Origin of the sequence: Actinomadura opuntiae (assembly GCF_030283205.1) — a bacterium.
Classification (GTDB): domain Bacteria; phylum Actinomycetota; class Actinomycetes; order Streptosporangiales; family Streptosporangiaceae; genus Spirillospora.
Map to the genome: position 1 here is coordinate 90,883 of NZ_JASNWF010000028.1, position 18,794 is coordinate 109,676.

Genomic DNA, 18,794 nt, shown 5'->3' on the forward strand with positions numbered 1-18,794 from the left:
GAACACATTCGCCGGGGTGGGCTCTCGGCACGCAAGACCGGGTCGCGCCCGGGCGGGACTTGTCCCGTGGAACAGCTCACTAACTCGAAAGCCCTGGCCAACACAGCGCATTTGAAGTCACTCGTCGCGCAGGACTGATCAACGAGCAGGCGGCAGCCTGCCCGGATCGGCGCCCTGAATTTCGGAGATCGTCGCGCGCTCCCTAGCTGTGGCCAGGGAGAGGAGTCACGGGTTGAAGCCCAGCCCGGAAGCTGTCGCATGGGGCAAGCGTCAGGCCAGCAAATCGCCGCGATGGACTGACGCCAAGTGGAACGAGATCGGGACCATTCTCGGCCTGACGTTGGCCGAAGAGGCATCGGACGACCAGGCCAAGGCCGAGACGTCCGCCGTGGTCGAGTCGTGGCGGGATGCCGCATGAGGGCCCCGCAGATGCCGGAGTTGCCGCCCGAGGTGGCCGCCGCCGTCCAGCGCGCGGCGATGCCGGACTTCGAGCGCTGGCACCAGATGATCAAGACGGCCGGAGGCTGTGAGCAGCCCGTCCGGCTGCAAGGCGAGCGCCTGACCCTGGACGGCCAGACCGGGGAGCTGATCGAGTCCTACTCGACCGACGACGAGCCGACCGGCTACCTGATCACCGCGTGCGGGAACCGCCGCGCCTCGCGCTGTGCCGCCTGCGCCGAGGTCTACCGGGATGACACCTATCACCTGATCATCTCTGGCCTGACCGGAGGGAAGGGCGTCTCCGACGAGGTCAGCGGGCACCCGCGCGTGTTCCTCACCCTGACCGCCCCCTCATTCGGCGCCGTCCACTCCCACCGCGAGAAGGCCGGGAAGCCCCAGCCTTGCCGCCCGCGTCGAGACGACCCGCTGTGCCCGCACGGCCGCCCCGAGGGATGCCGAGCACGCCACCAGGCCGACGACCCGCAGGTAGGGCAACCGATCTGCGTCGACTGCTACGACTACCCGGCCGCCGTGCTGTGGAACGCCCATGCCCCCGAGCTGTGGCGCCGCCTCACGCTCACCGTGCCGAGGCTGATCACGGCCGAACTCGGCATCACCCACAAGGCCCTACGAGAGCAGGCCCGCGTGTCCTACGCCCGCGTCATCGAGTACCAGCGGCGCGGCCTCATCCACTTCCACGCCGTGGTCCGGCTCGACGGGCCGGACGGCCCCGACCAGCCGCCGCCCTCATGGGCCACGGCTGAACTGTTGGAGCGCACGCTACCCACCGCCGCCACGCAGGTAGAGGTACCGGTCCCGCATCCGCAGGGCGGTACGGCACCGTTGACCCTGCGATGGGGGCGCCAGCACGACACCCAGCCCATCAAGGTCGCCGCCGACCTGGACGGCATCGCCGACAAGCACGTCGCCCGCTACATCGCCAAGTACGCCACCAAGGGCGCCGAGGACTCAGGCACCGTGGACCACCCCGTCCGCTACGCCACCCAGATCAACTCACTCAAGGTGTCCGAGCACGCCCGCCGCATGATCTGGACGTGCTTCACACTGGCCGACCTGCCCGAGTACCACGACCTACGCCTACGCAACTGGGCTCACATGCTGGGGTACGGAGGACACTTCTCCTCCAAGTCCCGCCGCTACTCGGTCACCCTCTCCGAGCTACGCCAGGCCCGTGCCGAGTACGCCGCCCAGGCCGCACGGCAGGCCGAAGGGCTTCCCGAGCCGGACCCGAAGCGGGACGTCGTGACCACCGGGCGATGGAAGTACGTCGGAAGCGGACTCATGAACGGTGAGCACTTCTGGGCAGAGCAGGCGCGCAACCGGGTCCAGCAGGCCCGAGCCATCCGTAACCAGCTCACCGACCGTGACGACGAGCGGAAGGCGAGCTAGCTCGGACCCCCAGGCGTCGAGGACTTTCTTTACAGGGTCAAGGCGCCCGCTACGCGGTCGCCGGCGGCCACTTGCTTCACTGAGCCGGGCGAGTGGCGAGGTGTCGTAGCGCCAGGTCCTGGCGCACCTCTAGCGGTGGCGTTCGTCTAGCCCTGCCTGGCGCGCCTTCCCGGACCGTCCTGGGAGTAGGAGCACTGCAGCCCCTCGGAATGCCCTGTAGCGCTGAAACGTTACGCAAAACAGGAGAAACTTCTCATGGCTGGGGATCGCCACAGTGACACGGAGGTGACACACTCGCGGCAGAGCCCCCAAGCTTGCCCTCTCTCGCACCTCCGCGCGGCAAGGATGTAAGACTAAGGCAGTGAGCAGCATTGAGCCGGAGAGCACGACTGTGGACAGTGTGACCGTGTACGTCGACTGGTCGAACCTGGCCAGCGTGCCCACACGCCACATCAACCAGTTCGTAGCTCAGGTCGGCCCGCCTACACGCGATGGCTCACCTGATGGCATCTACCTTGCGTTGGGCCACCTGGCCCCACCTGTGATCGTGAGCAGCGATCCGGAGCTGCGACGGCGGGAGATCGAAGCAGTCGCAAACGGGATCGCCCCCGATGACATGGGGCGGTTCCATCTGAGCAGGTCGCGCTGCGAAGAACTCATCACGGTCTTGCAAGAGGCTCTTAGGCAGTATGACAAAGCCGAAGGTCTGCGGGAGCAGGCAGAGAGGCGGAGACCATGAGTGCGTCGTTTGCCCATCAGTCAACCGCTAGTACTTCCGATCGCGTCGAAATCGGCGTTGCGGTCCCGCAACCGTTGGTGCTCACCTTCCCGTGGCTGGCCATCACCAATGCAGCCCCCGGGCCCGTGGAGTCGCTGCCGCCCCTCGAAGATCAGTTCGCTGCCTTCGCTGAGGAAGCGGCGGAGTGGGCGGATGCGAGCCTGCCGTTGGCGGCGGAACTGCTCGACGACGAGTAGCGTTAGGCGTGTGCCATATCCCGACGACCCTCCGAGGTGGGGCGAGATCTACTGGGTTGACTTCAACCCGGGCCGAGGCTCCGAGCAGACGGGGCGTCGGCCTGGAGTGGTCATCTCGCGAGATTCGTTCAACAAGGCGATGCCGGTTGTGAGCATCGCGGCGGTAAGCAGCAAGATTAAGTCGTTCAATCGGATTGCGCCGATCCTGTCCGAAAACGACCCATTGCCCCAGAAGAGTCAGATCCTGGCCTTCCAGGTTCTCACAGTTGATCAAAAGAGGTTGGACGGGTACTGCGGACGCCTTAATGATCAACAGACGATTGATCTGAAGGAAGCGCTGAGGCTGGTCTGGGACCTATAGCAGTGTTGTCGTGAGCTTGGTGCCGCTGGCCGGTTCCGTACTTGCGCGGGGACCCCGCGCGGGGCCTCGCGACGGGCCATTGCGGGCAGGCAGGTGCTGCCCGTCCGCCGGTCAAGGCTACGAGGCCCCGCCCCCGCGCAAGTCCGGAACCGTCCAGCTTCAATGTCCAGCGAGTTCGACGCAGAAGAGCACGAGCCCCCGCGCAAGGCGCGGGGGCTCGGTGCGTGGCTGGGCCCGCCCACCGCAGGCCCGGGACCGTGGACGGCCGCCGCGCCTTGCGCGTGCGGCGCTGGGGCGCCGTTCGCGGCGCGGCCCCGCCCACCGCCCCGGCCGCCGTGGACGGTCCGCCCGTACCGCATCGCGCAAGCTGAGGCAGTCCCCGCGCCACCATCGCGCCCACGTGCCGGGCAGCGGCTTCCAGGTCGGTCGACGCTTGAGACGGAATTGCCGCAACGGCGCCGGCTGACTCCCTTCGGTCGCCCCTACGGGGTGGCTTGCGGCCATCGACCGGCCCCGACCATGTCGGCGGGCAGGGAAGCCGCGGCCCTCATGTCGTCACGAGCTGGGGGAGCCGGGAGGAACTTGGGTCGAGGCCAGGGCCAGGCCGCCGGGTTCTCGATCGCTTCCCGCAGTTCACGAGGGTTGGCAGCCTCCAACAGCCGAGCACCACCAGCCAGGGGGACCAGCGCCCACCATGCCCCGGTGGCCTGCCCGTACCAGGTCACGACCTCGGATGCGGGACGCCTACCCATCAGCCTGCGCGGCGAGCTTGCCCTTCACCGCGACGACGACGTCTTGCAGGTGCGCGTCATCAGCCGGAGCGACAGGGGCGCCGCCCGCGAAGGCGAACCACAGCTCACCACCGCAGACCGACCGACGATCGCACCGCAGTACCACCGGCGGCCCGGACGCGGCCGGGACCGCAAGCAGCGGCTCGGACTCCGCCACCTCGACCGCGTACCCATGCGACTTGAGCGCCTGCGCCAGCGCCCAGACCCGCAACCGCCGCGCTTCCGTCACCTCTGAGGCTTCCGTTGCCATGGGGGCCGTCCTTCCGTCGAGACGATGAACGTCGGGGGCGCAGAGATGGGGGTTGACCCGTTCACCTGCTGCCTTTTCCATGGCTTGAGCCTGTCTGTTCGGCCTGTCTCCCCAGAGTCGCCCACGAGGGGGCCAGGGAGGGGCCAGACTGGAGGCCAAGGGAGGGGCCAGCGTGATCAACGAAAGGCGTCGGCGATTCGGTGCGTACCTCGCACGCTTGCGACGTGATGCGCGCAAGAGCCAGAGACAGCTAGCCGAGTCGTTGTGCCGGATCTCGGGAACAGCCTCCGTGACGCGCCACGAGATCAGCCGTTGGGAGCGAGGCGAGCGCATCCCCGACGTGTGGCTTCCCGCCCTCTCCGTGGCTCTGAGCATCCCCCTGCAAACCCTCGAAAGGGCAGCGGCCCACGCACGCGGCGAGGAGATCGGCGCCGGTGCCCCCAGTCCGGCCGAGGCACTCGCCTACTTCCTGCCTGACCACGACGTGGAGCTTGGGCCACTGGCCAGCACCGCAGGCCGCAGGGTCGGAGCATCCACGGCGGCCGCGCTTGCCGACCGCGCGCACGGTCTACGGCTCGCAGACGACGTCATCGCCAGCGGCGATCTACTCGCACCGGCACTCCGCGAACTGGACGGCGCCGTTCAGCTCTACCGAGAGACGACACACTCCGAGGAAACCGGCCGCTCTCTGCTCAGCAGCATCGGGGAGATAGCCCAGATTGCCGGGTGGATAGCGAGCGACGCGGGCGAGCACGACCAGGCCGCGCACGCCTACCGACTCGGTGTCTCGGCAGCCAGGGAGGCGGGAGACCTTTCGCTAGTCGGCAACCTCGCGGGAAGCCTCGCCTACCAGCTCTCCAACACCGGCCACGAAGACGACGGGCTGAGCCTCGCCCGCGCCGCCCTGGACGAGGCCGGGCCGGACGCACCAGCCAAGGCCCGCGCGCTCTACCTTGACCGGGTCGCATGGGCGCAGACCAAGGCAGGCAACCCGCAGCCAGCGATGCGCGCTCTCGCCGAAGCCCACGAGGCCATGGCCGACGAGGACTCGCAGGAGGCGCCCGACTGGGCTTACTGGGTCTCGCCCGAGGAACTCGACGTGATGGACGCCCGCGTCTACACCGAACTCCGGCGCCCACTACGAGCCGTCCCGCTATTGCAGGAAGTCCTCACCCGGTACGACTCCACTCACACGCGCGAACTCGCTCTCTACCTCTCATGGCTAGCCGTCGCCCTGGTGGACGCCAACGAGCCCGAAGAGGGTGCCGAGACCGCGCGGCGCATGCTCGACCTCGCGGCCGACTTCCCCAGCGACCGGACCGCCCGACGCGGGCGCGTCGTTCTCGCCAAGCTGGAGCCTTACCGGGACGTCCCGGAGGTCCGCGAGGTACTCGACACGCACGCGGCCTGACACGAGACGAGCCCCGCACCGGACGGGATGCGGGGCTCTCTCGCTACTGGTCTGGCCTGATCAGTCGGTGCGCCAGATCGGGTCGAGGAGGTCAGGGTTGAACCTCTTGTTGCCCTTGCCCGCCGGGTACATGATCACCGCGTGCAAGGCCGCGCGGATATAGGTCCGCTTCACCGAGATCGGGAACCCGCCCTCTTCCTCTGGCAGGTACCACCGCCGCCGCACCTCGGAAGCGCTCGTCTCGTCCCGCGCTTCCTTCGCCGCTATGGCGGCCTCGTGCCTGTTCTTCTCGGTGCGGAGCTGGCTGATCTGCTGCTCCAGGCCGGGGACCAGCTTGAAGAACAGGTCATTGGTGATCTGCCGGGCGTTCCACTGCCGGGTCAGGGTCTCTAGCTGCTCCTCCACCGCCCTGAGTTCGGCCGCGCCCTCCCACTCCTGATCACGCGGGCCGGAGGAGAACGACGCCTCTTCCAGCTTGGCGAGCACCGCCTCAGAGACGAACATGTCGACGAGGTCACCGCGCCGGGAGACCCCACCGCAACCGCCCTCAGCACGGCTCAGGCACGTGTACGTGTGGTGCGCTGCATCCTTCGGCCCGTTGGAGCGAAGTGGAGTGTTGCAGAGGTTCCCGTCCGGGAGGCGCCGCCCGCAGCGCAGGATGCCCGACAGTAGATAGGTGTGATCGCGGTAGTCGGCAGGGTGCGCCCGTCCGATCTTCATGTCACGTCCGACGAAGTGGCCCTTCCGCTTGTCGAAGGCCGCCCGGACGGCGGACCACTGCTCAGGGCTGACGATGGCTTCCCACTGCCCTTGAACCGGCGCGCCGTCCGGCCCACGGACCAACTCGCCGGAGATCTCACGCCACCCGCAGATACGAGGGCTGGACATCGAGACCTTGAGAGACCGCACGCTCCACTCGTTGCCGCGTGCGGTCTTCACGCCCAGGCGCTGCCACTCCATGACGATCGAGTGAACGGACCGGCCGCCGAGGAAGTCCTTGACCGCCTGTGCCAGTAGCTCAGCCTCGCGCGGTTCGAGGCTCAGCCGATCGTCCTTCCAGCCGAACGGACGAGGCCCGCCGACCGGCCGCCCCTCCTCGGCCCGGGCACGATGCGACCGCCTCATACGACGCTGCATCTTGCGCACCTCCATCTTGGAGATGACAGCACCGAACAGACCCATACTCTCTACGTCCTCGCTGTAGAGATCCTTGGGGCCGCGCTGGTCGGCGAAGACCCGGTTGTCCTGGTAGGTGAACGCCTCCACGAACCGTTCGTAGTCGCCCGGCCGACGCGCGAGGCGATCCTCCGCGAGGATCACCACACCTTCTATATAGGTGCCGTCCGGAAGACGGCCCGACCGCAGCGCGGACAGCATCGCCTCAAAGTCGTCACGGACCACGCCGACCTTGGCCGCCGACCGGTCGTTGTCGGTGAACTCGTGGACCACCGTCCAGCCGTACCGGGCCGCCGTCTCGCGGTTCACCTTGTGCTGGTCCTGGACGCCGTGCGCGTCCCGCTTGATGTCGGCAGAGATGCGGGCATAGGAGACGACCGGCACTAGGGGGTTGGACGAGGGCATGACCACCTCCGGGGGAGTACCTACATGAAAGCAAGCACTACAACCTGGTGTACCGCGAGGAGGAGCGGGAGATGAACCCGCTCTGCGCCGACCTGGGCGTCGGGCTCCTCCCATGGAGCCCCCTCGCGCGCGGCCGGTTGGCGGGGAACCGCGACCGCGGCGGGCAGGCCAACACGGTGCGGGCGGGCAACGACCCCTACGGCGAGATGATGTACGACGAGGCCGACTTCGACGTCGTCGACGTCGTGCGCGAGATCGCGGGGGAGCGGGGCGTGCCCATGGCGCAGGTCGCGCTCGCGTGGCTGCTCGGGCGCCCGGGCGTGACGGCGCCGATCGTCGGCGCGACGAAGACCGCGCACATCGACGACGCGATCGCCGCCGCCGGGCTCGTGCTGGACGACAAGGAGGCCGAGCGGCTGGAGGCGCCGTACCGCCCGCACCCGGTGCGCGGGCACGAGTGATCCGGAGGGCGGTGGCGTTACCGCAGGTGGGGCGTCCGGCCGGAACGGACGGCGGGCGCCGGACGTCCAACTGGGGCGATGATTTGCGATACCACCGGCTATCGGGGCAGGCTGGGGGCCAGAAACGCCCACGGGCGGCCAGACCGCCACGGGACGAGACGAGTGACAGATCCGGGGACCGACGGCGGATCCCCGGCGACCGGGACTGAGGAGCCCCGGGACGACGGCGCTGAAGGAGCCCGACGATGACCGAGAATGACGGCACGCAGGGACCGCAGCGGCCGTTGCCGGAGGACGAGGGCCGCCAGGCCCCCGAGGAGCGGGGCGAGCCCCCCGCGCGGCCGCTGGGCGACCGGACCGTGGTGTTCGGCGCGCCGCAGCTGGGCGGCGCGGCCGGCGGGCAGCGGCCCCAGGCGCCGCAGGAGCCCGGCGAGGCGGAGCGGCGGACGCCCCCGCCGCCCCCGACGATGGTCGAGCAGCCGATGCAGCAGTACGGCGAGCAGCCCCCGCCGCCGCCTCCGCAGCAGTACGGCGCCCCCCAGCACGAACAGCAGCAGTACGAGCAGCAGCAGTACGAGCAGCAGCCGTATCAGCAGCAGCAGGAGCAGCCGTACGGGCAGCAGTCCTATGGGACTCCTCCCGGCCCCGGTGGCTTCCCGCCGCCGCAGGAGCAGCAGTACGGCGGCCCCCAGGGCCAGCAGTACGGGCAGCAGCCGGAGCAGCAGTACGGGCAGCCGCAACAGGGCTACCCGCAGCAGCCGATGCACGGCGCCCCCCAGTACGAGCAGCAGGAGCAGCAGCCGTACGGCCAGCCGCCGTTCGGCGGCCAGCCCGGGTACGCGCCGCCCGCCGAACCGCGCTCGCCCGAGGGCGGGACGCCCGCCGAGCAGGCGCCGCCGGCCCCCGGGCAGCCCCAGGACGGCGGCAACGACCGGACCCTGATCGTCCCCGGTCCCGGCACCGGGCCGCAGGAGCCCGAGCGTCCGCAGCGTCCCCCGGTGGACGACCAGGCCACGCTGCACTGGTCGCCCGGCACCGACGTCCCTGTCGCCACCGGCCCCGAGCGCCGGCAGGAGCCGCCCGCAGAGCCGTGGCAGGCGCCGGTTCCGCCCTCGACGCCCGAGCCGTGGTCGCCGGAGGCGTCCCAGCCCGGTCGGCAGCAGGGGCAGCCGGGCCAGGGGCAGAGCGACCATGAGCGGACGATGATGGTGCCGCCGCCCGACTCCGGCTTCGGCGCCCCGCAGGCCGAGGAGCCGCCGGCGTTCGGTAGGGGCGACCGCGGTGTCGAGGACGCCCGCCCGACCGAGGCGTTCGACCCGTCCGCCCCGGCGCAGGGGCGGCACGCCGCCGAAGCGTCCGGGGGAATGGCCGAGCACACCCGCCTGGACATCGGGCAGCAGTCGTGGCAGCCGCAGGCCCAGCAGCAGCCGCAGCCCGGTGCGCAGCAGTTCGGCGGCCAGCAGGACTACGGCCAGCAACAGGAGTACGGCCAGCAGGAGTACGGCCAGCAGGGCGCGCAGCAGTTCGGCCAGCAGAGCGAGCAGCAGTACGGCGCCCAGCCGTTCGGCGCTCCGCAGGACCAGCAGGCCTACGGCCAGCAACAGCACGGTCAGCAGTACGGCGGCCAGCAGCAGCCAGGCCAGCAGTCCGGCCAGCAGGGTTACGGGCAGCAGCAGGAGTACGGCCAGCAGCAGGAGTACGGCCAGCAGGGCGCGCAGCAGTTCGGCCAGCAGGGCGAGCAGCAGTTCGGCCAGTCCCAGTTCGGCCAGCCCGCCCAGCATGGGCAGTTCGGGCAGCAGGGACAGTACGGTCAGCCGTCCACCTACGGGACCGACGAGGGCAAGAGCGGCAAGAGCAACACGATGCTCTACGTCATCGGCGGCGTCGTCGGCGTGGTGATCGTCATCGTGCTGGTCGTCGCCTTCCTGCTCTAGGGCGCTCCGGCCGGGGGGACGGCGTAAAACCTCGTCGACGTCTTCCCCAAGGGCCGGAATGTGGGACACAATGCCGACGGGTCTTCCCGCCTCCGCGGCGGGAACATCCGTCGGCATTTCTCCGTTGATCTAGACGGTGAGTCGGCTTCCGGGGGCCTCCCGGGCTTGCGCCGGAGGGGGCTCGCGCGGTAGTGCGCTGCTCGCTTTGCACTTTCGCGGAGCGGTCGGTAACCTCTTCACTTGTGCCCGCTGTATGCGGGCCGCTATGCGTGCGCGTCGGCAGGGTCCGAGTCAGGACCGGCTCAGCGCCGCAACCACTCCCCGGCTTGATTCGGCCCGTTCATGGGCCGGGCGGTCTGTGTCGGTTGGTCGCGGGCAATGCTCCGTGACCCGGCGACACGCCCGACCGCGTGGGTCGGAGAGGTCGGGAAACCGGCAGGTCACAGCCTCGCCTGAGGTGGTGATTGCAGCAAAAAGACTTACCGGCTCGGTACGAGGGAAGACGGAGACGCGGTGCCCACGATCCAGCAGCTGGTCCGCAAGGGCCGCCAGGACAAGGTGACCAAGAACAAGACGCCCGCGCTGAAGGAGAGCCCCCAGCGGCGGGGTGTCTGCACGCGCGTCTACACGACGACGCCCAAGAAGCCGAACTCCGCGCTTCGCAAGGTCGCCCGTGTCCGGCTGACCAGCGGGATTGAGGTCACGGCCTACATCCCCGGTGTCGGCCACAACCTGCAGGAGCACTCGATCGTGCTCGTGCGCGGCGGCCGAGTGAAGGACCTCCCGGGTGTTCGGTACAAGATCATCCGCGGTTCGCTCGACACCCAGGGCGTCCGCAACCGCAAGCAGGCGCGCAGCAAGTACGGCGCGAAGAAGGAGAAGAGCTGATGCCGCGCAAGGGCCCTGCTGGCAAGCGCCAGCTGATCGCTGACCCGGTGTACAACTCGCCGCTGGTCACCGCGCTCATCAACAAGATTCTCCTGGACGGCAAGCGTTCCATCGCGCAGCGCATCGTGTACGAGGCTCTCGAGGGCGCCCGCGAGAAGACCGGCAACGACCCGGTCGTCACGCTGAAGCGCGCGCTCGACAACGTCAAGCCGACCCTGGAGGTCCGCAGCCGCCGCGTCGGTGGCGCGACCTACCAGGTCCCCGTCGAGGTGCGGCCGGCCCGCAGCACCACCCTCGCCCTGCGCTGGCTGGTGGTGTACGCCCGGCAGCGCCGCGAGAAGACCATGACCGAGCGGCTGATGAACGAGCTGCTCGACGCGAGCAACGGCCTCGGCGCGTCTGTCAAGAAGCGCGAGGACACCCACAAGATGGCGGAGTCCAACAAGGCCTTCGCCCACTACCGCTGGTAACCCCGGCGGGGTTGAGAACGACGAGACGACGCGAGGACGCGAGGACACTGTGGCTACCAAAACCGGTGTAGACCTGGGCAAGGTCCGCAACATCGGGATCATGGCCCATATCGACGCGGGCAAGACCACGACGACCGAGCGGATCCTGTACTACACGGGTATCAGCTACAAGATCGGCGAGGTCCACGACGGCGCCGCCACCATGGACTGGATGGAGCAGGAGCAGGAGCGGGGGATCACCATCACCTCCGCCGCCACCACCTGCGAATGGCCCGTCGACGACGTCAAGCACACGATCAACATCATCGACACCCCCGGGCACGTCGACTTCACCATCGAGGTGGAGCGCAACCTGCGGGTGCTCGACGGCGCGGTCGCGGTGTTCGACGGTGTCGCCGGCGTGGAGCCGCAGTCCGAGACGGTGTGGCGGCAGGCCGACCGCTACGGCGTGCCCCGCATGTGCTTCGTCAACAAGCTCGACCGGGTCGGCGCGGAGTTCCACCGCTGCGTCGACATGATCGAGAACCGTCTCAACGCGATCCCGCTCGTGCTGCAGCTGCCGATCGGCGCCGAGGCCGACTTCAAGGGCGTCATCGACCTGGTGCGCATGAAGGCCCTCGTCTGGAACGAGGAGGCCAAGCTCGGCGAGATGTACGACACGCTCGACATCCCCGAGACGCACGCCGAGGCGGCCCGCGAGTGGCACGACAAGCTCGTCGAGACGCTCGCCGAGAACGACGACGAGATCATGGAGCTGTACCTGGAGGGCGACGAGCCCACCGTGGAGCAGCTGCACGCCGGCATCCGGCGCGCGACGATCGCCGCGAAGCTCACCCCGGTGACGTGCGGCACGGCCTTCAAGAACAAGGGCGTGCAGCCGCTGCTGGACGCGATCGTCCGCTACCTGCCCTCGCCGCTGGACGTGGAGGCCATCGAGGGCCACGCCGTCCGCGACGAGGAGACGGTGCTGTCGCGCAAGCCGAGCGAGGACGAGCCGTTCTCCGCGCTGGCCTTCAAGATCGCCAGCGACCCGCACCTGGGCAAGCTCACCTTCGTGCGCGTGTACTCCGGCGTGCTGGAGTCCGGCGCGAACGTGATGAACTCCGTCAAGGAGCGCAAGGAGCGCATCGGCAAGATCTACCGGATGCACGCCAACAAGCGCACCGAGATCGAGCGCGCGGGCGCCGGCGACATCGTCGCGGTGATGGGCCTCAAGCAGACCACCACCGGTGAGACGCTGTGCGACGAGAAGAACCCCATCGTCCTTGAGTCGATGAACTTCCCGGCGCCGGTCATCCACGTGGCGATCGAGCCCAAGACCAAGGCCGACCAGCAGAAGCTGGGCACCGCGATCCAGCGGCTGGCCGAGGAGGACCCGTCCTTCCAGGTCCGCACCGAGGAGGACACCGGCCAGACCGTGATCTCCGGCATGGGCGAGCTCCACCTGGAGATCCTCGTCGACCGGATGAAGCGCGAGTTCAAGGTCGACGCCAACGTCGGCAAGCCGCAGGTGGCCTACCGCGAGACCATCTCCAGGAAGGTGGAGAAGGTCGAGTACACCCACAAGAAGCAGACGGGCGGCTCCGGCCAGTTCGGCCGCGTGATCATCGACCTGGAGCCGCTCGGCGGCGGGTCCGACGGTTACGAGTTCGAGAACAAGGTCACCGGCGGCCGCATCCCGCGGGAGTACATCCCGTCGGTCGACGCGGGCTGCCAGGAGGCCGCCGAGTTCGGCGTCCTCGCCGGCTACCCGATGGTGGGCGTCAAGGTCACCCTGCAGGACGGCGCCTACCACGAGGTCGACTCCTCGGAGATGGCGTTCAAGGTGGCCGGCTCCATGGCGTTCAAGGAGGCCGCCCGCAAGGCGTCCCCCACGCTGCTGGAGCCGATGATGGCCGTCGAGGTCACCACGCCCGAGGAGAACATGGGCGACGTGATCGGCGACCTCAACAGCCGCCGCGGCCAGGTCCAGTCCATGGACGAGCGGAACGGGATGCGGGTCATCAAGGCCACCGTGCCGCTGTCCGAGATGTTCGGCTACGTGGGTGATCTGCGCAGCAAGACCCAGGGCCGGGCTGTCTTCACCATGCAGTTCGACTCCTACGCCGAGGTTCCGGGGAACGTCGCGCAGGAGATCATCGCCAAGGCGCGGGGCGAGTAAGCACCCGGGCCTGCCCACAGATCACACCAGACGTACATCGAAGCGGTCGTTCCAGACGGCCGAGGATCGCAACAAGGAGCAACCAGTGGCGAAGGCCAAGTTCGAGCGGACGAAGCCGCACGTGAACATCGGCACCATCGGTCACATCGACCACGGTAAGACCACGCTTACCGCGGCGATCACCAAGGTGCTCCACGACAAGTACCCGGACCTCAACCCCTTCACGCCGTTCGAGGACATCGACAAGGCGCCGGAGGAGCGCGAGCGCGGCATCACGATCTCCATCGCGCACGTCGAGTACCAGACCGAGTCCCGGCACTACGCGCACGTGGACTGCCCCGGTCACGCGGACTACATCAAGAACATGATCACCGGTGCGGCGCAGATGGACGGCGCCATCCTGGTGGTCGCCGCGACCGACGGCCCGATGCCGCAGACCAAGGAGCACGTGCTCCTGGCCCGCCAGGTCGGCGTCCCCTACATCGTCGTCGCGCTGAACAAGTGCGACATGGTGGACGACGAGGAGATCCTGGAGCTCGTCGAGCTCGAGGTCCGCGAGCTGCTGTCGGAGTACGAGTTCCCGGGCGACGACGTCCCGGTCGTGCGCGTGTCCGCCTTCCAGGCGCTGCAGGGCGACGAGAAGTGGTCCGAGTCCATCGTCGAGCTGATGAACGCCGTCGACGAGAACGTGCCGGAGCCGGTGCGCGACACCGAGAAGCCGTTCCTGATGCCGATCGAGGACGTCTTCTCGATCACCGGCCGCGGCACGGTCGTCACCGGCCGCATCGAGCGCGGCGTCGTGAACGTCAACGAGGAAGTCGAGATCATCGGCATCAAGGACTCCTCGTCCAAGACGACCGTCACCGGCGTCGAGATGTTCCGCAAGCTGCTCGACCAGGGCCAGGCGGGCGACAACGTCGGCCTGCTGCTGCGCGGCATCAAGCGCGAGGACGTCGAGCGCGGCCAGTGCGTCATCAAGCCGGGCACCAACACCCCGCACACCGAGTTCGAGGCGCAGGTCTACATCCTGTCCAAGGACGAGGGCGGCCGGCACACGCCGTTCTTCAACAACTACCGTCCGCAGTTCTACTTCCGGACCACGGACGTCACCGGCGTGGTGAACCTCCCCGAGGGCACCGAGATGGTCATGCCGGGCGACAACACCGAGATGCGCGTCGAGCTGATCCAGCCCGTCGCCATGGAGGAGGGCCTGAAGTTCGCCATCCGCGAGGGTGGCCGGACCGTGGGCGCCGGTCGCGTCACCAAGGTCATCAAGTAACACCCCTCGTAGCGCGGCGGCCCGGCCGCCCCTGGGCAACCGGGCCGCCGCATTACGACCAGTGAAGTAAACAGCGGCACTACAGCAAAGGACACCGAGGCCACCATGGCGGGACAGAAGATCCGCATCCGGCTCAAGGCCTACGACCACGAGGTCATCGACACCTCCGCGAAGAAGATCGTTGAGACGGTGACGCGGACGGGCGCCAAGGTCGCGGGCCCGGTGCCGCTGCCGACCGAGAAGAACGTGTACTGCGTCATCCGCTCGCCGCACAAGTACAAGGACAGCCGCGAGCACTTCGAGATGCGCACGCACAAGCGGTTGATCGACATCATCGACCCGACGCCCAAGACGGTCGACTCGCTGATGCGGCTCGACCTTCCGGCCGGCGTTGACATCGAGATCAAGCTCTGAGGGACGCACCAGAAATGAGTACGCAGAGGAAGGGCGTCCTGGGCGAGAAGCTCGGCATGACCCAGGTCTTCGACGATGAGGGCCGGATCGTTCCGGTGACCGTCGTCCAGGCCGGGCCGTGTGTCGTCACGCAGCTCCGCACCCAGGAGAAGGACGGGTACACCGCCGTCCAGATCGGGTACGGGCAGATCGACCCGCGCAAGGTGAACAAGCCGCGCACGGGCCACTTCGAGAAGGCCGGCGTCACGCCGCGCCGCTACCTCGTCGAGCTGCGCTCCGACGACACCACCGAGTTCGAACTCGGCCAGGAGATCACCGCTGGCGTCTTCGAGGCCGGCCAGAAGATCGACGTCACCGGCACGAGCAAGGGCAAGGGCACCGCCGGCGTCATGAAGCGCCACGGGTTCAAGGGCCTCAGCGCCTCGCACGGCACCCAGCGCAAGCACCGCTCGCCGGGGTCGATCGGCGGCTGCGCGACCCCCGGTCGCGTCTTCAAGGGCCTGCGCATGGCGGGACGGCACGGCAACGCCCGTACCACCGTGCAGAACCTGACCGTCCACGCCGTCGACGCGGAGAAGAACCTGCTGCTCATCAAGGGCGCGGTTCCCGGTCCCAACGGCGGCGTGGTGCTGGTCCGCGACGCAGTGAAGGGGACGGGCAAGTGACCTCCAAGCTCGACATCGACCTGCCGGCCGAGGTCTTCGACGCGAAGACCAGCGTGCCGCTGATCCACCAGGTTGTGGTGGCGCAGCTGGCCGCGGCGCGGCAGGGCACGCACGCCACCAAGACCCGCGGCGCGGTGTCCGGCGGCGGCAAGAAGCCGTACCGGCAGAAGGGCACCGGCCGCGCCCGCCAGGGCTCGACCCGCGCGCCCCAGTTCGCCGGCGGCGGCACGGTGCACGGCCCGCAGCCGCGGGACTACTCGCAGCGGACGCCCAAGAAGATGAAGGCCGCCGCGCTGCGCGGCGCCCTGTCGGACCGCGCCCGCTACGGCCGGGTGCACGTCGTCGACAGCATCATCGAGGGCGACACCCCGAAGACGAGGACGGCGCTGACGGCGCTGCGCTCGGTCACCGAGGCCAAGCGCGTCCTGCTGGTCCTGGACCGCGAGGACGAGCTGACCTGGAAGAGCCTGCGCAACGAGCCGAGCGTGCACGTGATCGTCTCCGACCAGCTCAACACCTACGACGTGCTGGTGAACGACGACGTCGTCTTCACGCAGAAGGCGTACGACGAGTTCATCTCGCGCGCGGCGAAGAAGTAAGGAGGGTCGCTCATGAACAAGATCGCCGACCCCCGCGACGTCATCATCGCGCCGGTCGTCTCGGAGAAGAGCTACGGGCTGCTGGACGAGAACAAGTACACGTTCGTGGTCCGCACCGACGCCAACAAGACGCAGATCAAGCAGGCCGTCGAGTCGGTGTTCGGGGTCAAGGTGACGAACGTGAACACGCTCAACCGGTCCGGCAAGCGCAAGCGCACCCGGTTCGGCTACGGCAAGCGCAAGGACACCAAGCGCGCCATCGTCAGCCTCGCCGAGGGCGAGCGGATCGACATCTTCGGCGGCCCGGCCTAACCGGCCGGAGTCGCTTCGAAGACTGAAATAGGGATGAACGAAAAAGATGGGCATCCGTAACTACAAGCCGACGACTCCGGGTCGTCGCGGGTCGAGCGTGGCCGACTTCGTCGAGGTCACACGCAGCGAGCCGGAGAAGTCGCTGCTGCGTCCGCTCCCCAAGAAGGGCGGCCGCAACAACCACGGCCGCATCACCACCCGGCACCAGGGCGGCGGGCACAAGCGCGCGTACCGCCTGATCGACTTCCGCCGGCACGACAAGGACGGCGTCCCGGCGAAGGTCGCGCACATCGAGTACGACCCGAACCGCACCGCCCGCATCGCGCTGCTGCACTACGCCGACGGCGAGAAGCGCTACATCCTCGCGCCGCGGAACCTGCGCCAGGGCGACCGGGTCGAGAACGGGCCGGGCGCCGACATCAAGCCGGGCAACTGCCTGCCGCTGCGCAACATCCCGACGGGTACCGTCATCCACGCCATCGAGCTGCGGCCCGGCGGCGGCGCCAAGATCGCCCGCAGCGCGGGCGCCGGCGTCCAGCTGCTGGCCAAGGAGGGCAAGTACGCCACGCTGCGCATGCCCTCGGGCGAGATGCGGATGGTGGACGTGCGCTGCCGCGCGACGGTCGGCGAGGTCGGCAACGCCGAGCAGTCGAACATCAACTGGGGCAAGGCCGGCCGGATGCGGTGGAAGGGCAAGCGCCCGACCGTCCGCGGCGTGGCCATGAACCCGATCGACCACCCGCACGGTGGTGGTGAGGGCAAGACCTCAGGTGGCCGGCACCCGGTGAACCCGAACGGTAAGAAGGAAGGCCGCACTCGCCAGGCGAACAAGTCGAGCGACCGGCTGATCGTCCGTCGTCGCAGCAAGAAGAAGCGGTAGGAGTCGCTCGTCATGCCACGTAGCCTTAAGAAGGGCCCCTTCGTGGACGACCACCTCATGAAGAAGGTGGACGTCCAGAACGAGAAGGGCACCAAGAACGTCATCAAGACGTGGTCCCGGCGCTCCATGATCGTGCCGGACATGATCGGTCACACGATCGCCGTGCACGACGGCCGCAAGCACGTGCCGGTGTTCGTCACCGACGCCATGGTGGGGCACAAGCTCGGCGAGTTCGCGCCGACGCGGACGTTCCGCAGCCACGTCAAGGAAGACCGCCGCAGCCGCCGAGGCTGAGCGGGCACGTAGGAGAGAGGGAACAGCGATGGAAGCCAGGGCCCAGGCGCGGTTCATCCGCGTCACGCCCATGAAGGCCCGCCGCGTGGTGGACCTCATCCGCGGCCTGCCCGCCGCGGAGGCGCAGGCGGTGCTGCGGTTCGCCCCCCAGGCCGCCAGTGAGCCGGTGGGCAAGGTGCTGGCCAGTGCCATTGCCAACGCCGAGCACAACTTCAAGCTCGACAGCGACACGCTCGTGGTGAGCGGGGCGTGGGTGGACGAGGGGCCGACGCTGAAGCGTTTCCGCCCCCGCGCCCAGGGCCGGGCTTACCGCATCAACAAGCGCACGAGCCACATCACCGTGGTCGTCGCCCCGAAGGACGAAGTCGCTTCGGCCGGCGGTAAGAAGACGAGGAGGGCCCGGTAGTGGGTCAGAAGATCAACCCGCACGGGTTCCGGCTCGGAGTCACCACCGACCACAAGTCCGTGTGGTTCGCGACGAAGCTCTACAAGGACTACGTCAAGGAAGACGTCCAGATCCGGCGCATGCTGCAGAAGGGCATGGACCGGGCGGGCATCTCCAAGGTGGAGATCGAGCGGACCCGTGACCGGGTCGAGGTGAACATCCACACCGCCCGGCCGGGCATCGTCATCGGCCGCCGCGGCGCGGAGGCCGAGCGGCTGCGCGGCGACCTGGAGAAGCTGACCGGCAAGCAGGTTCGGCTGAACATCCTCGAGGTGAAGAACCCCGAGATCGACGCGCAGCTCGTCGCGCAGGGCGTGGCCGAGCAGCTGTCCAGCCGGGTCGCGTTCCGGCGCGCCATGCGCAAGGCGATCCAGTCGGCGATGAAGTCGGGCGCCAAGGGCATCAAGGTCCAGTGCGGCGGCCGCCTCGGCGGCGCCGAGATGTCGCGGTCGGAGTTCTACCGCGAGGGCCAGGTCCCGCTGCACACGCTGCGCGCCGACATCGACTACGGGTTCTACGAGGCCCGCACGACGTTCGGCCGCATCGGCGTGAAGGTGTGGATCTACAAGGGCGAGGCCGCGGCGACGCGCGCCGAGCGCGAGCAGAAGGCCGCGCAGCAGCGCGCCGCGGGCGGCGGTGGCGGCGGTGGCCGTGAGCGCCGCGGCGGCGGCGGTGGCGGCGGCGAGCGCCGTGGCGGCGGCCGCGGTGGCCGCGGCGGACGCGGCGGCGAGCGCGGCGGCGCCCGCGGCGGCGAGGCCCGCGGGGGCGAGGC

At 68.9% G+C, this 18,794-nt stretch carries 22 protein-coding genes; 20 read left to right on the forward strand and 2 right to left on the reverse strand.

What is annotated here, in order from left to right; all coding sequences use genetic code 11:
- Positions 1–232 precede the first annotated feature (232 nt).
- The 5 genes from QP089_RS42255 to QP089_RS42275 all read left to right on the forward strand — a co-directional run bounded on the left by QP089_RS42255 (position 233) and on the right by QP089_RS42275 (position 3,187).
- Positions 233–418 (forward strand): hypothetical protein, encoded by a 186-nt coding sequence (locus QP089_RS42255; RefSeq protein ID WP_285920138.1) that lies wholly within the window; start codon positions 233–235, stop codon positions 416–418.
- Entirely contained in the window at positions 415–1,851 is a 1,437-nt protein-coding gene (locus tag QP089_RS42260; protein WP_285920140.1) for a replication initiator, read from the forward strand. The genes QP089_RS42255 and QP089_RS42260 overlap by 4 nt, the downstream gene beginning before the upstream one ends.
- 361 nt (positions 1,852–2,212) lie before the next feature.
- Positions 2,213–2,590 carry a hypothetical protein gene (locus QP089_RS42265; RefSeq protein ID WP_285920142.1) on the forward strand — a complete coding sequence of 126 codons (378 nt, stop codon included), beginning with the start codon at positions 2,213–2,215 and terminating at the stop codon, positions 2,588–2,590.
- Complete coding sequence (locus QP089_RS42270) at positions 2,587–2,826, forward strand: hypothetical protein (protein WP_285920144.1); 240 nt, start codon at positions 2,587–2,589, stop codon at positions 2,824–2,826. Before QP089_RS42265 ends, QP089_RS42270 begins: the two co-directional genes overlap by 4 nt.
- 10 nt (positions 2,827–2,836) lie before the next feature.
- Positions 2,837–3,187: a type II toxin-antitoxin system PemK/MazF family toxin gene (locus QP089_RS42275; RefSeq protein ID WP_285920146.1), complete on the forward strand. Its 351-nt coding sequence runs from the start codon at positions 2,837–2,839 to the stop codon at positions 3,185–3,187.
- A 744-nt stretch (positions 3,188–3,931) separates the two neighbouring features.
- On the opposite strand, the gene QP089_RS42280 is transcribed toward QP089_RS42275, so the two are convergent.
- Complete coding sequence (locus tag QP089_RS42280) at positions 3,932–4,228, reverse strand: hypothetical protein (protein ID WP_151600429.1); 297 nt, start codon at positions 4,226–4,228, stop codon at positions 3,932–3,934.
- 172 nt (positions 4,229–4,400) lie between these two features.
- On the opposite strand from QP089_RS42280, the gene QP089_RS42285 reads away from it, so the two are divergent.
- Positions 4,401–5,639 carry a helix-turn-helix domain-containing protein gene (locus QP089_RS42285; RefSeq protein WP_285920151.1) on the forward strand — a complete coding sequence of 413 codons (1,239 nt, stop codon included), beginning with the start codon at positions 4,401–4,403 and terminating at the stop codon, positions 5,637–5,639.
- Between the two features lie 60 nt (positions 5,640–5,699).
- Here QP089_RS42285 and QP089_RS42290 read toward each other — a convergent pair whose 3' ends face one another.
- Positions 5,700–7,220, reverse strand: coding sequence for a recombinase family protein (locus QP089_RS42290; RefSeq protein ID WP_285920153.1), 1,521 nt, complete (start codon positions 7,218–7,220; stop codon positions 5,700–5,702).
- A gap of 47 nt (positions 7,221–7,267) precedes the next feature.
- Between QP089_RS42290 and QP089_RS42295 the strand changes: the two genes are divergently transcribed.
- The 14 genes from QP089_RS42295 to rpsC form a co-directional block, all read left to right on the forward strand.
- Positions 7,268–7,681: an aldo/keto reductase gene (locus QP089_RS42295; RefSeq protein WP_285920155.1), complete on the forward strand. Its 414-nt coding sequence runs from the start codon at positions 7,268–7,270 to the stop codon at positions 7,679–7,681.
- Between the two features lie 245 nt (positions 7,682–7,926).
- On the forward strand, positions 7,927–9,615 hold the full coding sequence (locus QP089_RS42300; RefSeq protein WP_285920157.1) for a hypothetical protein: 1,689 nt from the start codon (positions 7,927–7,929) through the stop codon (positions 9,613–9,615).
- A 513-nt stretch (positions 9,616–10,128) separates the two neighbouring features.
- Positions 10,129–10,503: a 30S ribosomal protein S12 gene (gene rpsL, locus QP089_RS42305; protein WP_030176166.1), complete on the forward strand. Its 375-nt coding sequence runs from the start codon at positions 10,129–10,131 to the stop codon at positions 10,501–10,503.
- Positions 10,503–10,973, forward strand: a complete 471-nt coding sequence (gene rpsG / locus QP089_RS42310) for a 30S ribosomal protein S7 (RefSeq protein WP_285920162.1) — start codon at positions 10,503–10,505, stop codon at positions 10,971–10,973. The genes rpsL and rpsG overlap by 1 nt, the downstream gene beginning before the upstream one ends.
- 49 nt (positions 10,974–11,022) lie before the next feature.
- Positions 11,023–13,134 (forward strand): elongation factor G, encoded by a 2,112-nt coding sequence (fusA, locus tag QP089_RS42315; protein ID WP_285920164.1) that lies wholly within the window; start codon positions 11,023–11,025, stop codon positions 13,132–13,134.
- A gap of 85 nt (positions 13,135–13,219) precedes the next feature.
- Positions 13,220–14,413: an elongation factor Tu gene (tuf, locus tag QP089_RS42320; protein ID WP_285920166.1), complete on the forward strand. Its 1,194-nt coding sequence runs from the start codon at positions 13,220–13,222 to the stop codon at positions 14,411–14,413.
- A gap of 105 nt (positions 14,414–14,518) precedes the next feature.
- Positions 14,519–14,827: a 30S ribosomal protein S10 gene (gene rpsJ, locus QP089_RS42325; RefSeq protein ID WP_018657599.1), complete on the forward strand. Its 309-nt coding sequence runs from the start codon at positions 14,519–14,521 to the stop codon at positions 14,825–14,827.
- Between the two features lie 14 nt (positions 14,828–14,841).
- Entirely contained in the window at positions 14,842–15,492 is a 651-nt protein-coding gene (rplC, locus tag QP089_RS42330) for a 50S ribosomal protein L3 (RefSeq protein WP_285920174.1), read from the forward strand.
- Entirely contained in the window at positions 15,489–16,091 is a 603-nt protein-coding gene (gene rplD / locus QP089_RS42335) for a 50S ribosomal protein L4 (protein ID WP_285920175.1), read from the forward strand. The genes rplC and rplD overlap by 4 nt, the downstream gene beginning before the upstream one ends.
- A 12-nt stretch (positions 16,092–16,103) precedes the next feature.
- Entirely contained in the window at positions 16,104–16,403 is a 300-nt protein-coding gene (gene rplW, locus QP089_RS42340) for a 50S ribosomal protein L23 (protein ID WP_285920176.1), read from the forward strand.
- A 46-nt stretch (positions 16,404–16,449) separates the two neighbouring features.
- A complete protein-coding gene (gene rplB, locus QP089_RS42345; protein WP_285920177.1) occupies positions 16,450–17,283 on the forward strand; it encodes a 50S ribosomal protein L2 in 834 nt (277 codons plus the stop codon).
- A 12-nt stretch (positions 17,284–17,295) separates the two neighbouring features.
- Positions 17,296–17,577 (forward strand): 30S ribosomal protein S19, encoded by a 282-nt coding sequence (gene rpsS / locus QP089_RS42350; protein WP_148347474.1) that lies wholly within the window; start codon positions 17,296–17,298, stop codon positions 17,575–17,577.
- 28 nt (positions 17,578–17,605) lie between these two features.
- On the forward strand, positions 17,606–17,983 hold the full coding sequence (rplV, locus tag QP089_RS42355) for a 50S ribosomal protein L22 (protein WP_285920178.1): 378 nt from the start codon (positions 17,606–17,608) through the stop codon (positions 17,981–17,983).
- A partial coding sequence (gene rpsC, locus QP089_RS42360; RefSeq protein WP_285920179.1) for a 30S ribosomal protein S3 occupies positions 17,983–18,794 on the forward strand: 812 nt, incomplete at its 3' end. The genes rplV and rpsC, both read left to right, overlap by 1 nt.